Origin of the sequence: Pseudomonas taiwanensis DSM 21245, from assembly GCF_000425785.1 — a bacterium.
Taxonomy (GTDB): Bacteria; Pseudomonadota; Gammaproteobacteria; order Pseudomonadales; family Pseudomonadaceae; genus Aquipseudomonas; species Aquipseudomonas taiwanensis.
This window is the reverse complement of record NZ_AUEC01000039.1, coordinates 1-14,427: the sequence shown is the minus strand read 5'-3', so window position 1 is coordinate 14,427 and position 14,427 is coordinate 1. Positions and strand designations below refer to the sequence as shown.

The 14,427-nt window shown below is 60.3% G+C and carries 12 protein-coding genes and 1 pseudogene; 7 read left to right on the top strand and 6 right to left on the bottom strand.

Translation table 11 applies throughout. The features are described from left to right. Nucleotides 1–98: 98 nt before the first annotated feature. Nucleotides 99–605: pseudogene (locus H620_RS25860) on the top strand (DUF2062 domain-containing protein); the annotation flags it as partial. 9 nt (nucleotides 606–614) lie between these two features. Here H620_RS25860 and H620_RS0117070 read toward each other — a convergent pair. The 3 genes from H620_RS0117070 to H620_RS0117060 all read right to left on the bottom strand — a co-directional run bounded on the left by H620_RS0117070 (nucleotide 615) and on the right by H620_RS0117060 (nucleotide 3,079). Next, nucleotides 615–1,394 carry an ABC transporter permease gene (locus H620_RS0117070; RefSeq protein WP_027907742.1) on the bottom strand — a complete coding sequence of 260 codons (780 nt, stop codon included), beginning with the start codon at nucleotides 1,392–1,394 and terminating at the stop codon, nucleotides 615–617. After that, nucleotides 1,391–2,323: an ABC transporter ATP-binding protein gene (locus tag H620_RS0117065; RefSeq protein WP_023379389.1), complete on the bottom strand. Its 933-nt coding sequence runs from the start codon at nucleotides 2,321–2,323 to the stop codon at nucleotides 1,391–1,393. Before H620_RS0117065 ends, H620_RS0117070 begins: the two co-directional genes overlap by 4 nt. A gap of 132 nt (nucleotides 2,324–2,455) precedes the next feature. Then, a complete protein-coding gene (locus H620_RS0117060; protein WP_027907741.1) occupies nucleotides 2,456–3,079 on the bottom strand; it encodes a glutathione S-transferase in 624 nt (207 codons plus the stop codon). Nucleotides 3,080–3,361: 282 nt separating this feature from the next. Between H620_RS0117060 and H620_RS0117055 the strand changes: the two genes are divergently transcribed. After that, nucleotides 3,362–5,809 (top strand): acyl-CoA dehydrogenase, encoded by a 2,448-nt coding sequence (locus tag H620_RS0117055; protein WP_027907740.1) that lies wholly within the window; start codon nucleotides 3,362–3,364, stop codon nucleotides 5,807–5,809. A 122-nt stretch (nucleotides 5,810–5,931) separates the two neighbouring features. Here the strand turns inward: H620_RS0117055 and H620_RS0117050 are convergent, their stop codons facing one another. Beyond that, nucleotides 5,932–6,366: a hypothetical protein gene (locus H620_RS0117050; protein ID WP_049818810.1), complete on the bottom strand. Its 435-nt coding sequence runs from the start codon at nucleotides 6,364–6,366 to the stop codon at nucleotides 5,932–5,934. Nucleotides 6,367–6,603: 237 nt separating this feature from the next. Between H620_RS0117050 and H620_RS0117045 the strand changes: the two genes are divergently transcribed. From H620_RS0117045 to H620_RS0117035, 3 genes are all read left to right on the top strand, one after another. Beyond that, nucleotides 6,604–7,014, top strand: coding sequence for a PA2817 family protein (locus H620_RS0117045; protein WP_027907738.1), 411 nt, complete (start codon nucleotides 6,604–6,606; stop codon nucleotides 7,012–7,014). Between the two features lie 181 nt (nucleotides 7,015–7,195). Beyond that, nucleotides 7,196–7,729 (top strand): fimbrial protein, encoded by a 534-nt coding sequence (locus tag H620_RS0117040; protein ID WP_023379384.1) that lies wholly within the window; start codon nucleotides 7,196–7,198, stop codon nucleotides 7,727–7,729. A gap of 71 nt (nucleotides 7,730–7,800) precedes the next feature. Beyond that, nucleotides 7,801–8,541 (top strand): fimbrial biogenesis chaperone, encoded by a 741-nt coding sequence (locus H620_RS0117035; RefSeq protein ID WP_081669716.1) that lies wholly within the window; start codon nucleotides 7,801–7,803, stop codon nucleotides 8,539–8,541. Nucleotides 8,542–8,547: 6 nt separating this feature from the next. Here the strand turns inward: H620_RS0117035 and H620_RS0117030 are convergent, their stop codons facing one another. Together H620_RS0117030 and H620_RS25855 are read right to left on the bottom strand one after the other, a co-directional pair. Further along, nucleotides 8,548–10,044 (bottom strand): hypothetical protein, encoded by a 1,497-nt coding sequence (locus tag H620_RS0117030; RefSeq protein ID WP_049818807.1) that lies wholly within the window; start codon nucleotides 10,042–10,044, stop codon nucleotides 8,548–8,550. Nucleotides 10,045–10,107: 63 nt separating this feature from the next. Next, complete coding sequence (locus H620_RS25855; protein WP_244880965.1) at nucleotides 10,108–11,856, bottom strand: autotransporter outer membrane beta-barrel domain-containing protein; 1,749 nt, start codon at nucleotides 11,854–11,856, stop codon at nucleotides 10,108–10,110. A gap of 124 nt (nucleotides 11,857–11,980) precedes the next feature. Between H620_RS25855 and istA the strand changes: the two genes are divergently transcribed. Continuing rightward, nucleotides 11,981–13,480 carry an IS21 family transposase gene (gene istA, locus H620_RS0117020; RefSeq protein ID WP_167332798.1) on the top strand — a complete coding sequence of 500 codons (1,500 nt, stop codon included), beginning with the start codon at nucleotides 11,981–11,983 and terminating at the stop codon, nucleotides 13,478–13,480. Further along, nucleotides 13,473–14,273, top strand: a complete 801-nt coding sequence (gene istB / locus H620_RS0117015) for an IS21-like element helper ATPase IstB (RefSeq protein WP_023379379.1) — start codon at nucleotides 13,473–13,475, stop codon at nucleotides 14,271–14,273. The genes istA and istB overlap by 8 nt, the downstream gene beginning before the upstream one ends. Nucleotides 14,274–14,427 lie beyond the last annotated feature (154 nt).

Below are 14,427 nucleotides of genomic sequence, written 5' to 3'. Positions count from 1 at the left end.
AATTGGCGCCTGAGCTTGCTCAACAATTGTCACAAACTCTGAACAAGGCAGAGATGGAATCAGGGCATACTGCCTTCATCAACGCCCCGGGAGCCTACATGCCGCGCCGACTTTTCAAACGCTACATGCCGGACCCGACCAGCATTCGGGAACACAAGTCCTTACGCTTTTTCGGCAAGCTGCTGCATGACCCGAACCTCTGGCACCTGAACCGCCACTCGGTGGCGCGGGCCATGGGGGTTGGCCTGTTCGCGGCGCTCATTCCCATTCCCATGCAAATGCTGCTGGCAGCCAGCCTGGCCATTCCGGTGCGCGGCAACCTGCCGATCGCGGTCAGCCTGGTGTGGCTGACCAACCCGCTGACCATGCCGCCGGTGTTCTTCGTCACCTACATGACCGGTGCCTGGTTGCTGCAGACACCGGCACGCACGCTGCCCGACGACCTGACCTTCGAATGGATCACCGACCAGCTGTCGACCCTCTGGCAGCCCTTCCTGCTGGGTTCGGTGGTATGCGGAATCGTCCTCGGCATCCTTGCCTACTTCACCACCATGGCCTACTGGCGCTGGTGGGTGGGCCGGCAGTGGCGCCGCCGCCAATGCCGGTGCAAGGCCTCAGGCGCGCATGCCGCGGCCGCTGACCAGCAGGCGAACGCACACCCCGTAGAGCACTGCGGTGGCGACCAGCATGAAGGTGATCGCCGTGCCAATGCTGATGTCCGACACCCCTAGGATGCCGTAGCGGAACGAGTTGACCATGTGCAGCACCGGGTTGGCCAGCGACACGGTCTGCCAGAACGGCGGTAGCAGGTTGATGGAGTAGAACACCCCACCCAGGTAGGTCAGCGGCGTCAGCACGAAGGTCGGGATGATCGAGATATCGTCGAAGTTGCGCGCAAACACCGCATTGACGAAGCCCAGCAGCGAGAAGATGGTCGCGGTCAGCAACACCACCACCACCGTCACCCCCAAGTGATGGACCTGCAAATGGGTGAAGAACAACGACAGGATGGTCACGATCACACCCACTGCCAGGCCCCGCAGCACGCCACCCAGCACGTAGCCGACCAGAATGGTGTGCGGCGAAACCGGCGACACCATCAGCTCTTCGATGGAACGCTGGAACTTGCTGCCGAAGAAGCTCGACACCACGTTGCCGTAGGAGTTGGTGATCACCGACATCATGATCAAGCCCGGGACGATGTACTCCATGTAGGTGAACCCGCCCATGTCGCCGATCTGCCGACCGATCAGGTTACCGAAGATAACGAAGTACAGGACCATGGTGATCGCTGGCGGCAGCAGGGTCTGCGGCCAGATGCGCAGGAAGCGCCGTACTTCGCGGTAGACGATGGTGTTCAGGGCGACCCAGTTGGTGCGCAGCTCCACACTCATACGGCCACCTTCGACAGGTTCTTTTCCACCAGGGACACGAACAGCTCCTCGAGTCGGTTGGTCTTGTTGCGCAGGCTCTGCACCTCGATGTTCTGCAGCGCCAGCTGGCCGAACAGCGCGGTGATGCCAATATCTTTGTCCACCTGCACCTCCAGGGTGTGCGGGGTCAGCAAGCGGCAGGGGTATCCTTGCAATGTCGGTGCGCTGGCCAGGTCTTGCTTGAGGTCCAGCACGAAGGTCTCGACGTGCAGCTTGCCCAGCAGCTGGCGCATGCTGGTGTTCTCGACGATGGTGCCGTGGTCGATGATGCCGATGTTGCGGCACAGCTGCTCGGCTTCTTCGAGGTAGTGAGTGGTCAGGATGATGGTGATGCCCTTCTGGTTGAGCTCGGTGAGAAAGCTCCACATCGAGCGGCGCAGCTCGATGTCCACACCTGCGGTCGGCTCGTCGAGAATCAGCAGACGCGGCTCATGGATCAACGCGCGGGCGATCATCAGACGGCGCTTCATGCCGCCGGACAGCGAACGCGACTGCACGTCACGCTTGTCCCACAACCCCAGTTGGGTCAGGTACTTTTCGGCGCGCTCCTTGGCCACCTTGGGCGGGATGCCGTAGTAACCGGCCTGGGTCACGACAATGTCGAAGGTCTTTTCGAACTGGTTGAAGTTGAATTCCTGGGGGACCACGCCCAGGCAGCGCTTGAGCGCCGCTGGCTCGCGGTCCAGGTCATGGCCGAACACGCTCACCGTGCCGCTGGTCTTGTTGACCAGGGTCGAGAGGATGCCAATGGTGGTGGACTTGCCAGCACCGTTGGGGCCAAGCAAGGCGAAAAAGTCACCTTCGGCGACGTCAAGGTCGATGCCCTTGAGGGCCTGAAAGCCGTTGCCGTAGGTCTTGGTCAGCTGTCGGATGGACAGGGCGGAACTCATAGCGGGTCACGTACCGAGTGAAAAGGTCAGGACACGCCAGGGCAGGTCACTGGCGCAGTGAGTGCGGCCATGGTGCAAGGCCTGGCCGCACAAGTACAGTCATGTCTATTGATAGTGACTATCGAAGCGGCATCAAGTCAGCGCAGTCATCACCGCTGCCTGGTAGGCGGGCCGCTGTTTCAGGCGCGCGTACCAAGCCTCCAGATGGCGCATTTCCGGGCGCTCGATAGGCATTTCGAACCAGGCATAGATGAAGCAACCCAGTGGGATGTCGCCCATGCCGATCTGGTCACCGGACAGGTATGGCTGGTGGGCCAGGGTCTGGTCGGCGATCGACAGCAGTTCGGCACATTGCTTGTGCGCCGCATTGATCGCCACCCAGTCGCGCTGGTCTTCGGGGGTGCGAAGCAGGCCCCAGAACAATGGGCGGAACGGGCCGGCGAAGGATGAGGTGGTCCAGTCCATCCATTTGTCCGCCAGGGCGCGCTGGCGCGGGTCGTCCAGGTACCAGCCCTGCTCTGCACCGTATTCTGCGCACAGGTAGCGGACGATGGCGTTGGATTCCCACAGGGTCAGGTCGCCGTCTTCCAGCAGGGGCACCAGGCCATTGGGGTTGCGAGCCCGGTAGTGCGGCTCGTTGACCACGCCGAAGGCACCGCCGGCATCGATGGACTCGAAATCAAGGCCCAGCTCATGGGCGATCCACAGCGCCTTGCGCACATTGCTCGAATTCTTGCGGCCCCAGATCTTCAGCATGGCAACGTCCTTATGAATGCGGGAGGGGCACAGTCTACTCCAGACCTTCGCCGCCTGTACCGGCCCTTTTGCGGGTAAACCCGCTCCTACAGGATCGCCCCAACCTTCAGGCCATCGATATTCCTCTAGGAGCGGGTTTACCCGCGAAAGAGCCGGCACAGGCAAACAAACAACTGAAACTCCCACCGCCACACCCTGTCACTGTTGTGAACCTGTCGTTCACAGCGATGCGTCTAAGCTATCTGGGACGGCTCAAGCCCCTGGTTCCAAGGAGGACCGATTATGTTGCTGTTGTGGTTGGTGGTGCTGGTGATCGGCGCAGCGTACCTCACGCATCGGCGCTTGGCGCCCTTGCAGATTCTCGGCACCATGGCGGCCTATGTGCTGCTGATGAGCATTTTCAGCAGCGCACCTGGCTGGCTGCTGGCGCTACTGTGGATCGTGCTGGCCCTGAAGACTGCCCTGGTTGCACTGCCGGAATGGCGGCGCAAGGTATTCACCGGCCCGGTGTTCAAATGGTTCAAACGGACCCTGCCGCCGATGTCGCAGACCGAACGCGAAGCCATCGAAGCCGGCACCGTCTGGTGGGACGGCGAACTGTTCAGCGGCCGCCCCGACTGGGGCACCCTGCTTGCCTACCCAGCGCCCAGGTTGACCGAAGAAGAACAGGCATTCATCGATGGCCCTGCCGAAACGCTTTGCGCCATGGTCAGCGACTGGCAGATCGGTCAGGACATGGACCTGCCGCCCCAAGCCTGGCAGTACATCAAGGAACAGGGCTTCTTCGCCCTGATCATCCCCAAGGAATACGGCGGCAAAGGCTTCTCGGCCTACGCCCACTCGCAGGTAGCCATGAAGCTCGCCACCCGCAGCGGCGACCTGGCCTCGACGGTGATGGTGCCCAACTCGCTGGGCCCCGCCGAACTGCTGCTGCATTACGGCACCGACGAGCAACGCAACCACTACCTGCCGCGCCTGGCACGCGGCGACGAGATCCCATGCTTCGCCCTCACCGGCCCGCTGGCCGGCTCCGATGCCGGCGCGATGCCCGACACCGGCATCATCTGCAAAGGCCAGTGGAACGGCGAAGAAGTGCTCGGCCTGCGCCTGAACTGGGAGAAGCGCTACATCACCCTCGGCCCCGTCGCGACGTTGCTTGGGCTGGCATTCAAGGCCTATGACCCGGACCATCTATTGGGTGAAGAGACAGCACTGGGCATCAGCCTGGCCCTGATCCCCACCGACACCGCTGGGGTCGAAATCGGCAGACGCCACCTGCCTCTGGGCGCTGCCTTCATGAACGGCCCCAATAGCGGCAAGGATGTGTTCGTACCGCTGGACTTCCTGATCGGCGGCCAGGCCATGCTCGGCAAGGGCTGGATGATGCTGATGAACTGCCTGTCGGTGGGCCGCTCGATCTCGCTGCCGGCCGTTGGCACCGGTGCGGCCAAGTACACCAGCCTGGTCACCGGCCAGTACGCCAACATTCGCGAACAGTTCAACGTGCCATTGGCAGCCTTCGAGGGCATTCAGGCGTCGCTGGCGCGCATTGGCGGCAACGCCTGGCTGATGGACAGTGCCCGACTGCTGACAGCAAAGGCCGTGGACCTGGGGGAAAAACCCTCGGTGCTGTCGGCGATCCTCAAGTACCACCTGACCGAGCGTGGCCGCGAATGCATCCAGCACGCCATGGACGTGCACGGTGGCAAGGGCATCATCATGGGGCCGAACAATTACCTGGGCCGCAACTGGCAAGGGGCGCCGATCTTCATCACCGTCGAAGGCGCCAACATCCTTTCGCGCAACCTGATGATCTTCGGTCAGGGCGCCATTCGCTGCCACCCGTTCGTGCTCAAGGAGATGGCCCTGGCCGGCCGGGAAGACAGTGACCAGGCACTGAAGGAATTCGACGACCTGCTGATGAAACACATCCTGTTCGCCGCCGGCAACGCCGCCAGTACGCTGATACTCGGGCTGGGGCTAGGGCGCCTGGAGAAAGTACCGGGCGATACGTTGAGCCAGGGCTACTTCCGCGCCCTCAATCGCCAGGCTGCCGCCTTTGCTCTACTGGCGGACCTGTCGATGATGCTGCTTGGCGGTGCGCTCAAGCGCCGCGAACGCCTGAGTGCACGCCTGGGCGATGTGCTGAGCTACCTGTATCTGTCCAGCGCCGCACTCAAGCGCTACCACGACCTGGGTTCGCCAGGACACATGCAGCCCTTGCTGCGCTGGGCCATGGAAGAAAGCCTGGGCCAGGCCGAAGAAGCCCTGGATCAGTTGCTCGACAACTTCCCTAACCGGTTTGTCGGCTGCGCGCTGCGCGTGCTGGTGTTCCCGTTCGGCCGCCGTCATACAGGGCCGAGCGATGAATTGGATGCCGAAGTGGCGGCACTGATCGGGCGCAGCAAAGGCGACCCGGCGCTGGAAGCGTTGTTGGCCGGCTGCTTCCGACCACACGCCAAAGACGACCCTGTGGCAACACTGCAGCGGGCCTGTGATCTACTTGATGAAGTAGGGCCATTGCGCAAGGTGCTGCATCAGGCAATAAAGGAGGGAAAGGTGCAAACGGCGCTCGGTCAATCGGTGATCGACGCGGCAGTCGAATGCGGCGTGCTTCAACCCGGCTCGGCACAACGGCTGCGCGAAGCAGAGCAAGCCTGCCGCGCAGTGATTGATGTGGACGCTTTCGACAAGGGGCAGTTGCTACCGCAAGCGGGTAAGGTGCGCTAGGCGATAACCCCATTCAGGTGCCAGGGCGGCGCTTGGCCAAGAGGCAGCGTCATCCGCGTGCCTCCCCGGCACGCCCCCGCACCTTGCAATCACCGATACTCATATGCCGGGGTGAGATCCGTTCAGGCGCTGGGCGGCGAGCTGGAAAGTTTGACGTGACAATCGACTTGATGGTCCGCCAGGACATCAGCCTGACGGGAAGGTCCGGCCTTTTTTGCAATCACCTCCACACCTAGCGCCTCACTGATGAAATCGCCAACGGCATAGGTGTTCAAGAGATAGCTGTATTCGGTACGGTTAAGCGACGCGGGTCTGTGAGTGGTACGCAGTGTAATGGAGGATAGGACAGTCCAGTCGTCTGGGGCTGGTCTGTAGACCAACGTGATGGTCGTGGCAGAAGGGATGTCACTCATCTCGATTTTGCTGTAGTTGGCGACAATTGTCTTGCTGACGCTTTCGCCGCTTCCTTCTGCCGGCAAGTTGAGTCCAACGCTATCGTTGCTGCCATTCCAGAAGATGATAGAACCGCTCTGCTTTAGGGTGTTGTCGTTTGCCATGGTGCTGATCTCGCGCAGAAAATTGTATGCCCTCGACACCGGCCATCACCTGTTGAAGGACCGCATCGTTGACTCAGGCTTGAATCTAAATCAGCGGCGACAGGCACGCACCTGGCAGAAATGATAGGTCGGCACACATCATGGGCAGACAGGCGGCTGGTCCGGCGGACGTTCCACAATAGACCCACAACCGGCGTATACTTCTGCCTTGTTTGAATTACCCTCAAGGATCACACGATGGCCAACCCCCACCTGGAATACCACCTGCAACTGCTGCATCACCTGCGCACCATCTTGGTGGCACTGGGTGAGGCCGAGCAGGTACCGGAGGAAAGCCACGGCCTGTTCCTCGAACGCTTCGACGAACTGCTGACCCTGCTGCCGACAGACCCGTTGCAAAGCCAGTACCTGGGCCAGGACCTGATCTGCCAGGTGATACAGCGCTACCCGCAAATTGCTCACCTGGTTCCGCGCGACCTGTTGTGGTTCTTCGGCGGCGACTGCCTGCACTTCATGCCTGACCCAGAGCTGGAGCTTTACCAACAGCTGGAAGAACGCCGTTACGAGGCTGAACAGAACGGCGAAGCCTTTGACTGGAACCAGCATAAGCAGTTGCTGAGCCAAGCTGGCGGGAACCTCCAACACTGAGTCTGTGCATCTAGCCACGTCGACCGACCGGCGTGGTTCGCTGCGCCGTCCCGGTTTTTGTCCATCGCTCCTGCATCCATTGTTGAATTGCCCTACAGCCTCGACCCGCCTCGCCTGAATATCCTGCCGACCGAACATTCAGATGCATGTTCGAACGCCTCCCAACACCAGGATATAAACAATGAAACGGACCCTTATCGCTCTCGCCATGAGCCTGGCGAGCACTGCAGCATTTGCAAACACTGGCAATATCAACTTCCACGGCACCATCACCCCAGGCGGTACCTGCCCTATCGAAGTGGTCGAACCGGGCACTGGCGGTGGTCTGCCTCGCGTCGTGATCGGTAGCTATCACCCAAGTTTCTTCGACAAGGTCGGCAAGCAAACACGCCCTATTCCGTTCGCCCTGCGCCTTACCCCTGGTACTTGCACCATCGCCGCTGGCGAACAGGGCTATGTCACCTTCTCGGCGATCTACGGCCCCGAAGGCACCGACCTCTACGCACTGCGCCCAGGCGGCACCAGCGGGCTGGCACTGGCCATTCAGGACAAGAGCCTGACCAACCTGGCCCCGGACAAGGAATCGGTCGCCTACCTGCTCGATGTTGCAAAACCCACCGACATGCTGTTCTACGCCATGTATCAGTCCACCGCAGCTACCGTAACTGAAGGCGACGCGGCATCGGAAGTCACCTTCCTCGTGGACATCAAGTAATCCGTTGCACTCCAGGCGCGTCCGCGAATGCACCTGGAGTCCCCTGCGAAATGCAGCAGAGAGACATGCCCATGCCCCGCCCCAACTCCTTTGCCTCCAGGCTTGCCATGGTAATCGGCACCTGCCTTGCCTTGCTCGTCCAAGCCAGCGCCCACGCTGCCCTGACCATCAGCTCTACCCGAGTGATCCAGCCCAGCGACCGTCAAAGCACCAGCATCGTGGTCGCCAACCCCAGCCAACGCCCTTACGCGGCCCAGGCCTGGATCAATACCGAGGCCGACGACAGCACCACCGCAGTACCCCTGATCGCTTCACCTGCCCTGTTCCGCATCGATCCGACCGGCGAACAGACGGTTCAGCTCAACCGCCTGCCCAATGATCTGCCCAACGACCGTGAGTCGGTGTTCTACTTCAATCTGCAGGAAATTCCGCAGGCAGACGATAAGCCGAGCAATAGCCTGACCATCGCCCTGCGGACCCGCATCAAGGTCTTCTACCGCCCCACCCAACTCAAGGGCCGTCCACAAGACTACCTGCAAAGCCTGGCCTGGTCGGTGCAAACGCTGGACGGCAAGCCTCACCTGGTGGTCGACAACCCATCTCCGTACTACTTCACCTTCAACCAGCTCACCTTGCACAGCGCCAAGGGCAGCGAAAAAATCGATGCCAGGAAGATGGCTATCCCCATGGGCAGACAAACCTACCCACTCAAAGCTGCAACCGTGCAGGACGGCCTGAAGGTCCAGTTCACAACCATCAATGACTACGGCGGCCTCACGCCCGAATTGTCGCGCCCAGTGGGGCGCCTGTGAATGCACTCAAGGGATCAGCTTGGGGCTGTAGAGTGGGAAGTCGACCCATGTGGTACCGCCGTCAAAACTGACCTGGACATGGAAGGTGAACGCCTCGCCTCTGCGCAGCGTTTCAAGATAGGCCCTGGGCAGGGTCACTTCCTTGTTCGCGCCAATGCCCTGCCTTACTTGCGCCTGCGTGACTGCATGGGCGGTCAGGACATTGTAGGGGCGCGCATCCGCCCCACTCTGAAGCACCCCGGTCACCGTGATGTTGACCCGCTGCCCTACGGCAATCCCCCTCCATGTCCCCAGGCTGACAGGCACCTGCTGTGGCGCTGAGCCGAGGCTGAAGCCGCTGGAATTGGCCCCTTCGAGCGCGACTCTGGGCAATCCCCCCGTAGCAAATTCGATCACTTTCAGGCTGCATGGCACACTTGCGAAATCTTGTTTTCCATCGTTCACCACATATCTGACTTCCAGCGTGCGCTTGCTGTACGCCAATACATTAGGCTCTGGAATCAAAAACCGGTCATTCGTTCCCGGTTGCGGCTCGGACGAGGTGTAGTAACCATGGTCACCCGGCGCCCCCCACTGCACGGTGATCCGCTCGTCCGGATAGATCACCGCATCTGCCGGTACGATGACCACCAACGGGTCGGCATAATCATCCAACCTCATGGAAAGGTCGCCCTCGGCACCAACGGCCTGGGGCACCTCGATCCACGGCAGGCTTCTGGGAATGGGCGTGGCATCCACCTCCAGCACTGCCGGCCTGGAGCGCGCACTGAGGTTACCCGCACGGTCGCGAATCTGGTAATGAACATAGCGCTGCCCATCGCCGCGGGCCCTGACATCATCCCCTGGTATCGACAGGTAAATCGTCTTGTCAAGGTCTTGCCTGGTGACAATGCGCTCACTTAGCCGATCATTGGCGAACGGCTTATCATCCCAATACAAGGTGATGACATCACCCACAGCGGGCGCATCGTAAGGGGGCAACTCAGCAAGTACAACATCCTCGTGCTGCTCCAGATAGCGCGCCGTTAACCCTTCGCGCAGGACCGCCTCATCGAAAAGCAGAAGTCCCTCAGCACTGCCGAGCACTGGCGGCACTTTGTCTATCGTCACTATCAACACTTGGGAAGGTGTAATGACACTATTGAAACCCTGCACCTCGTACGATACTTCTGCCCGGCCATGCTGCAGTACGGAAACCGGGGCCTCAACGAACAGGTCCGCTTCGGCAATCGGAGCCTCCCATCGCTTTTCATCAACCAGCGCATCGTTCCAGTACAGCCGAAGCATTTCCGGGGTGGCCGGTGTCGGGTTGGAGATCGGCCACATGGGCACTGTAATCTTCAAGGGCTGACCCAGGATTGAAAGCGGCAGCAGGTTTGGCTCGCCGTCAGGAATATCCTCCAACGCATCTGGCGCGTCTGGCGGGGCAAGCAACTTGGTCTGGAAAAAGCCAGGCCACAGTGCGCTCAGCCAACCCAGCGCCCGCTTTAGAATCATGCGCATTACACCACCCTCTTTTTGCCAGCCACAAAAAAGGAAGGCCCAGGCCTTCCTTCGTCTTGATACTTACCAGCTGTAATGGAGCCCTACATTCGCCCCCCACGGCTGTTCGATCTTCTCCCCGTTGGAGTAGTCGAAGTCGGCATGCAGCTGCATGCGATCATTCAGATTGATGGCGACGCCCATTCCCAGTTCTGCCCGTGACCCTGACAAGTCGTTGTCGAACCGATGGTCATTCACCTTCACTTCATTGTTGCGAATGAACTCATGCACGTAGGCAAGCCGTACATAAGGCTGGACCTGCTGGCCATTACCAAGCTGCAGAGTACGCCCGACAGTTGCCCCCGACTTGCCCAGCACCGACCGCGCATCATCACCACGCGCTTGCAGCCCGTTGTCCAGGTGATAGTCCTTTCCCTGGATCGATACCACCGACCATTGGGTATAGGGCTCCACGAAGTAGCCTTTGCCCAGGTCGATATTGCGCCCGAATTCAGCAGAGGCACCCACGCCCACGTTGTTGAAATCGCCCTTGCTGCGCTTGCCGTCGCTCATTTCGACCTTGGCGCTGTTATCGAAGCGGTTGGCTTTCACCACGCCGTCGAAGTAGTAACCGCTCTGGGCATCCAGCCAAGTGGTATAGAGCCCGACGTAATAACTTTTGACCTCGGCAGAACTCCCACGGATCAGGTCCAGGTCCGACGAACTGTGACCCGCCATCACCCCGACCAGCCACTGGCCATCGCCAACCGGCAGCGGCGCATCGGCACCGATCGAAAAGCCGCGCTGAACTTGGCTATAGGGGCTGCCGGCACTGTCCGATACGTTGTACTTGTTGCCGTAGGCGCGCATCCAGGCGCCCGATTTACGTTCATCCAGGCGCAACTCGCCCATGCGGCTGCGCAGCGTCGTCAACTCGCCGTACCATACGGTGGGTGCAGTATTGAACAGCGCCAACGCCGATGCGGTACCAGGGCTGATGATCTTGCGCGAACCGTCAAGGTACCAATCACCCCCTTGCTGCAACAGTTCGTATGAGAAGGCCCCCAGATCCACCACCCCGCCGAGCAGGGAGAAACTGGCATCGCCAGCTGCGGTATGCACCAAGTGAATCCGGTTTTCAGTCAGCGGGTCCGCACCACTGCTGCTCACAAGCAGGCTATGGGTGCCGCTGGCGTTACCTACATCGAGGAAGTCGGACTCACCCGTACTGAAATCGGCATCCATGACAAAAGTACCGTTACCGGCCAGCGTGCCGAGTGTGAGCCGCTGAAATTGCCCAGGTTCGCCAAAATTGACTACACCACCGTCGAGCGCCAGGCTGCCGACCTGGCTGTCCTCCACCATGTTCCAACGTGCCTGGTTGCTCAAGCTCAACCCAGCCACGTTCTCCAGCCTGCCGGTCAGGCTGGCCTGGTTGTCCAGCATCAACGAGGCCGTAGAACCCGCTTCGACTCGTACGTCCCCCACCAAGTGGCTGTTGTCTACGGTCATGTTGGCGTCCGACCCGCCGACCACATCAAGCAGGACGCCATTGCTCGCCACCAGGCTGGTACCGCCAGCAACGATGATGTCTGCCTTTGCCGGGCCGATTAGCGGATTGCCCACCACAATTGCCGAGCCGTCCTTGCCCTCAACTGTGGAGCCCACCAAATTAACCTTGGCAGGCCCGGTAAAGGCGGAGTCCGCCAGCACGCGCAAGCCATCGCTGCCTCCCACTATCGTGCTGTCTTGCGCGATCAACTCGGCATTACCAAACAGTTGGGCTGCCGTTGCCGTGCCACTGCCTACCAAGGTGCTGCGTTGCAACGTCAAACGTGAAGCTGTTGCCGCTGACCGAAAACTGACCCAGTTTCGCCCATTGTGCTGACTGAAAACTGACCCAGGTGTTCCACTGCACCTGCTCATTTTTTGAGCAGGAGAACACAGGGTGATCAGCATGGAAATGATGGGCAAAATTCGGCGGATGTATTTCCGCGACAAGCTGTCGTTGCATGAGATAGTCAAGCGCACCGGCCTGTCGCGCAACACCATCCGAAAATGGGTCAGAGCGCCGGAGTCCAAGCAGCCGGTTTATCAGCGTCGAGCCGTGTTCAACAAGCTCAGTCCCTTTCACGAGATGTTGGAGCAGGCGCTGCGGGCTGATGCCTTGAGGGCGAAGCAACATCGCCGCAGTGCCAAGGCGCTACTGGCCATGATTCGCGCTGAAGGCTATGACGGCGGCTACAGCCAGCTCACTGCCTTCGTTCGTCATTGGCGCGGAGAACAAGGCAAGGCGGTACGGGCATTTGTGCCGTTGGCGTTCGCGCTGGGCGAGGCCTTCCAGTTCGATTGGAGCGAGGAAGGTCTGCTGATTGGCGGTGTTTTCAGGCGCGTCCAGGTCGCGCATATGAAGCTCTGTGCCAGCCGAGCCTTCTGGCTTGTGGCCTATCCCAGCCAAGGGCATGAGATGCTGTTCGATGCCCATACCCGCTCATTCGCCGCCTTGGGCGGCGTGCCGCGTCGCGGCATCTACGACAACATGAAAACGGCGGTCGACAAGGTCTCCAAGGGTAAAGGTCGCACGGTCAATGCTCGTTTCATGGTGATGTGCTCGCACTACCTGTTCGACCCGGACTTCTGCAACGTAGCGTCCGGCTGGGAAAAAGGTATCGTCGAAAAGAACGTCCAAGACAGTCGGCGCCGCATCTGGCTGGCCGCCCGCGACAACACTTTCCATAGCTTCGAAGAGCTGAATGCCTGGCTTGCCCAGCGCTGCCGGGCTCTGTGGCACGAGCTGATCCATCCGCAGTACAACGGCCTCACCGTCGCAGAAGTCTTGGAGCTGGAGCGCGTCGAAATGATGCCGATGCCGACGCCCTTCAACGGCTATGTAGAGCGCACGGTTCGCGTTTCCAGCACCTGTCTGATCAACGTGGCTCGCAACCGCTATTCAGTACCCTGCGAGCGTGTTGGACAGTGGGTTAGCAGTCAGCTCTATCCCTCGCGGATCGTCGTGATTGCCGATGATGGTGTGATTGCCAGCCATGAGCGCCTGTTTGATCGCGATCAGGTCAGCTACGACTGGCAACACTATATCCCCCTCATTGAGCGTAAACCGGGAGCCCTACGCAATGGTGCCCCGTTTGCCGACCTGCCCAAGCCACTACGCCTGCTCAGGCGCGGGCTGCGGCGGCATCTACAGGGTGATCGGGTCATGACCCAGGTCTTGGCCGCCGTGCCCATCGCTGGGCTGGATGCTGTCCTCGTAGCGGTTGAGCTGGTTTTGGAGTCCGGCAGCCTGAGCGCTGACCACATCCTCAATATCGTGGCCCGTCTGACCGCCCGTGACGCACCACCCTCGGTCGAAACCAACCTGCAACTGAAAGTTACCCCTATCGCCAATACCGCGCGCTATGACCGGTTGCGCAGCACAGATGAGGAGGTGCGCAATGCGTGATCTTACAGAGGAACTCAAAGACTTACGCCTGCACGGCATGGCCACTGCCTGGGCAGATCTGGCCGCACAAGGTGAATCCACCACCGCCTCATCGAAATGGCTGATCGAGCATCTCCTCGATCAGGAACACGCCGACCGGGCAGTGCGCTCGGTACATCATCAGATGAATATGGCGAAACTGCCCATGCACCGCGATCTGGCTGGCTTCGACTTCGGTGTATCCAGCGCTGATGCCCGGCTGATCAAGGAACTGTCCACTCTGACCTTCACCGACACAGCTCAAAATGTGGTGTTCATCGGCGGCCCTGGCACCGGTAAAACGCACCTCGCCACCGCCCTGGCGGTGGCCGGCATCACCCAACACAACAAGCGTGTACGCTTCCACTCCACGGTCGATCTGGTCAACCTGCTGGAACGTGATAAGCACGAGGGCAAAACGGGGCGGATCGCCCGGGGGCTACTGCGTGCAGATCTGGTAATCCTTGATGAGCTTGGTTACCTACCTTTCAGTCAGAGCGGCGGAGCCTTGCTGTTCCACCTGCTCTCGAAGCTTTACGAGCACACCAGCGTGATCATCACCACCAATCTCAGCTTCGCCGAATGGTCGAGCGTATTTGGCGACGCCAAGATGACCACGGCCTTGCTCGACCGATTGACACACCACTGCCACATCGTCGAGACGGGGAATGAATCGTACCGCCTGCAAAACAGCACCTTGGTGGCCAAGACCAAGATCCAGGCGAGGGAGCGTAGGCGACAGGATATCGAGGAGGCGGAGGACGACCCGTTTTGACCTCTTTGGGCTGGCCTTGCTGAGTGCAGGGTCAGCACTTTTACGACGCTGTCGACTGCTAGGCTTATCCACAATTGCCGGGGTCTAAATCGGCAAGCAGCCCTGGGTCATTTTTCAATCGGCAGGGTGGGTCAATTTTCAATCAGCGCCGACA

What these genes read in the sequence shown, in the direction of transcription:
- H620_RS0117070 (WP_027907742.1), bottom strand. Translation starts at nt 1,394, where the DNA reads ATGAGTGTGGAGCTGCGCACCAACTGGGTCGCCCTGAACACCATCGTC.
- H620_RS0117065 (WP_023379389.1), bottom strand. Translation starts at nt 2,323, where the DNA reads ATGAGTTCCGCCCTGTCCATCCGACAGCTGACCAAGACCTACGGCAAC.
- H620_RS0117060 (WP_027907741.1), bottom strand. Translation starts at nt 3,079, where the DNA reads ATGCTGAAGATCTGGGGCCGCAAGAATTCGAGCAATGTGCGCAAGGCG.
- H620_RS0117055 (WP_027907740.1), top strand. Translation starts at nt 3,362, where the DNA reads ATGTTGCTGTTGTGGTTGGTGGTGCTGGTGATCGGCGCAGCGTACCTC.
- H620_RS0117050 (WP_049818810.1), bottom strand. Translation starts at nt 6,366, where the DNA reads ATGGCAAACGACAACACCCTAAAGCAGAGCGGTTCTATCATCTTCTGG.
- H620_RS0117045 (WP_027907738.1), top strand. Translation starts at nt 6,604, where the DNA reads ATGGCCAACCCCCACCTGGAATACCACCTGCAACTGCTGCATCACCTG.
- H620_RS0117040 (WP_023379384.1), top strand. Translation starts at nt 7,196, where the DNA reads ATGAAACGGACCCTTATCGCTCTCGCCATGAGCCTGGCGAGCACTGCA.
- H620_RS0117035 (WP_081669716.1), top strand. Translation starts at nt 7,801, where the DNA reads ATGCCCCGCCCCAACTCCTTTGCCTCCAGGCTTGCCATGGTAATCGGC.
- H620_RS0117030 (WP_049818807.1), bottom strand. Translation starts at nt 10,044, where the DNA reads ATGCGCATGATTCTAAAGCGGGCGCTGGGTTGGCTGAGCGCACTGTGG.
- istA (WP_167332798.1), top strand. Translation starts at nt 11,981, where the DNA reads ATGGAAATGATGGGCAAAATTCGGCGGATGTATTTCCGCGACAAGCTG.
- istB (WP_023379379.1), top strand. Translation starts at nt 13,473, where the DNA reads ATGCGTGATCTTACAGAGGAACTCAAAGACTTACGCCTGCACGGCATG.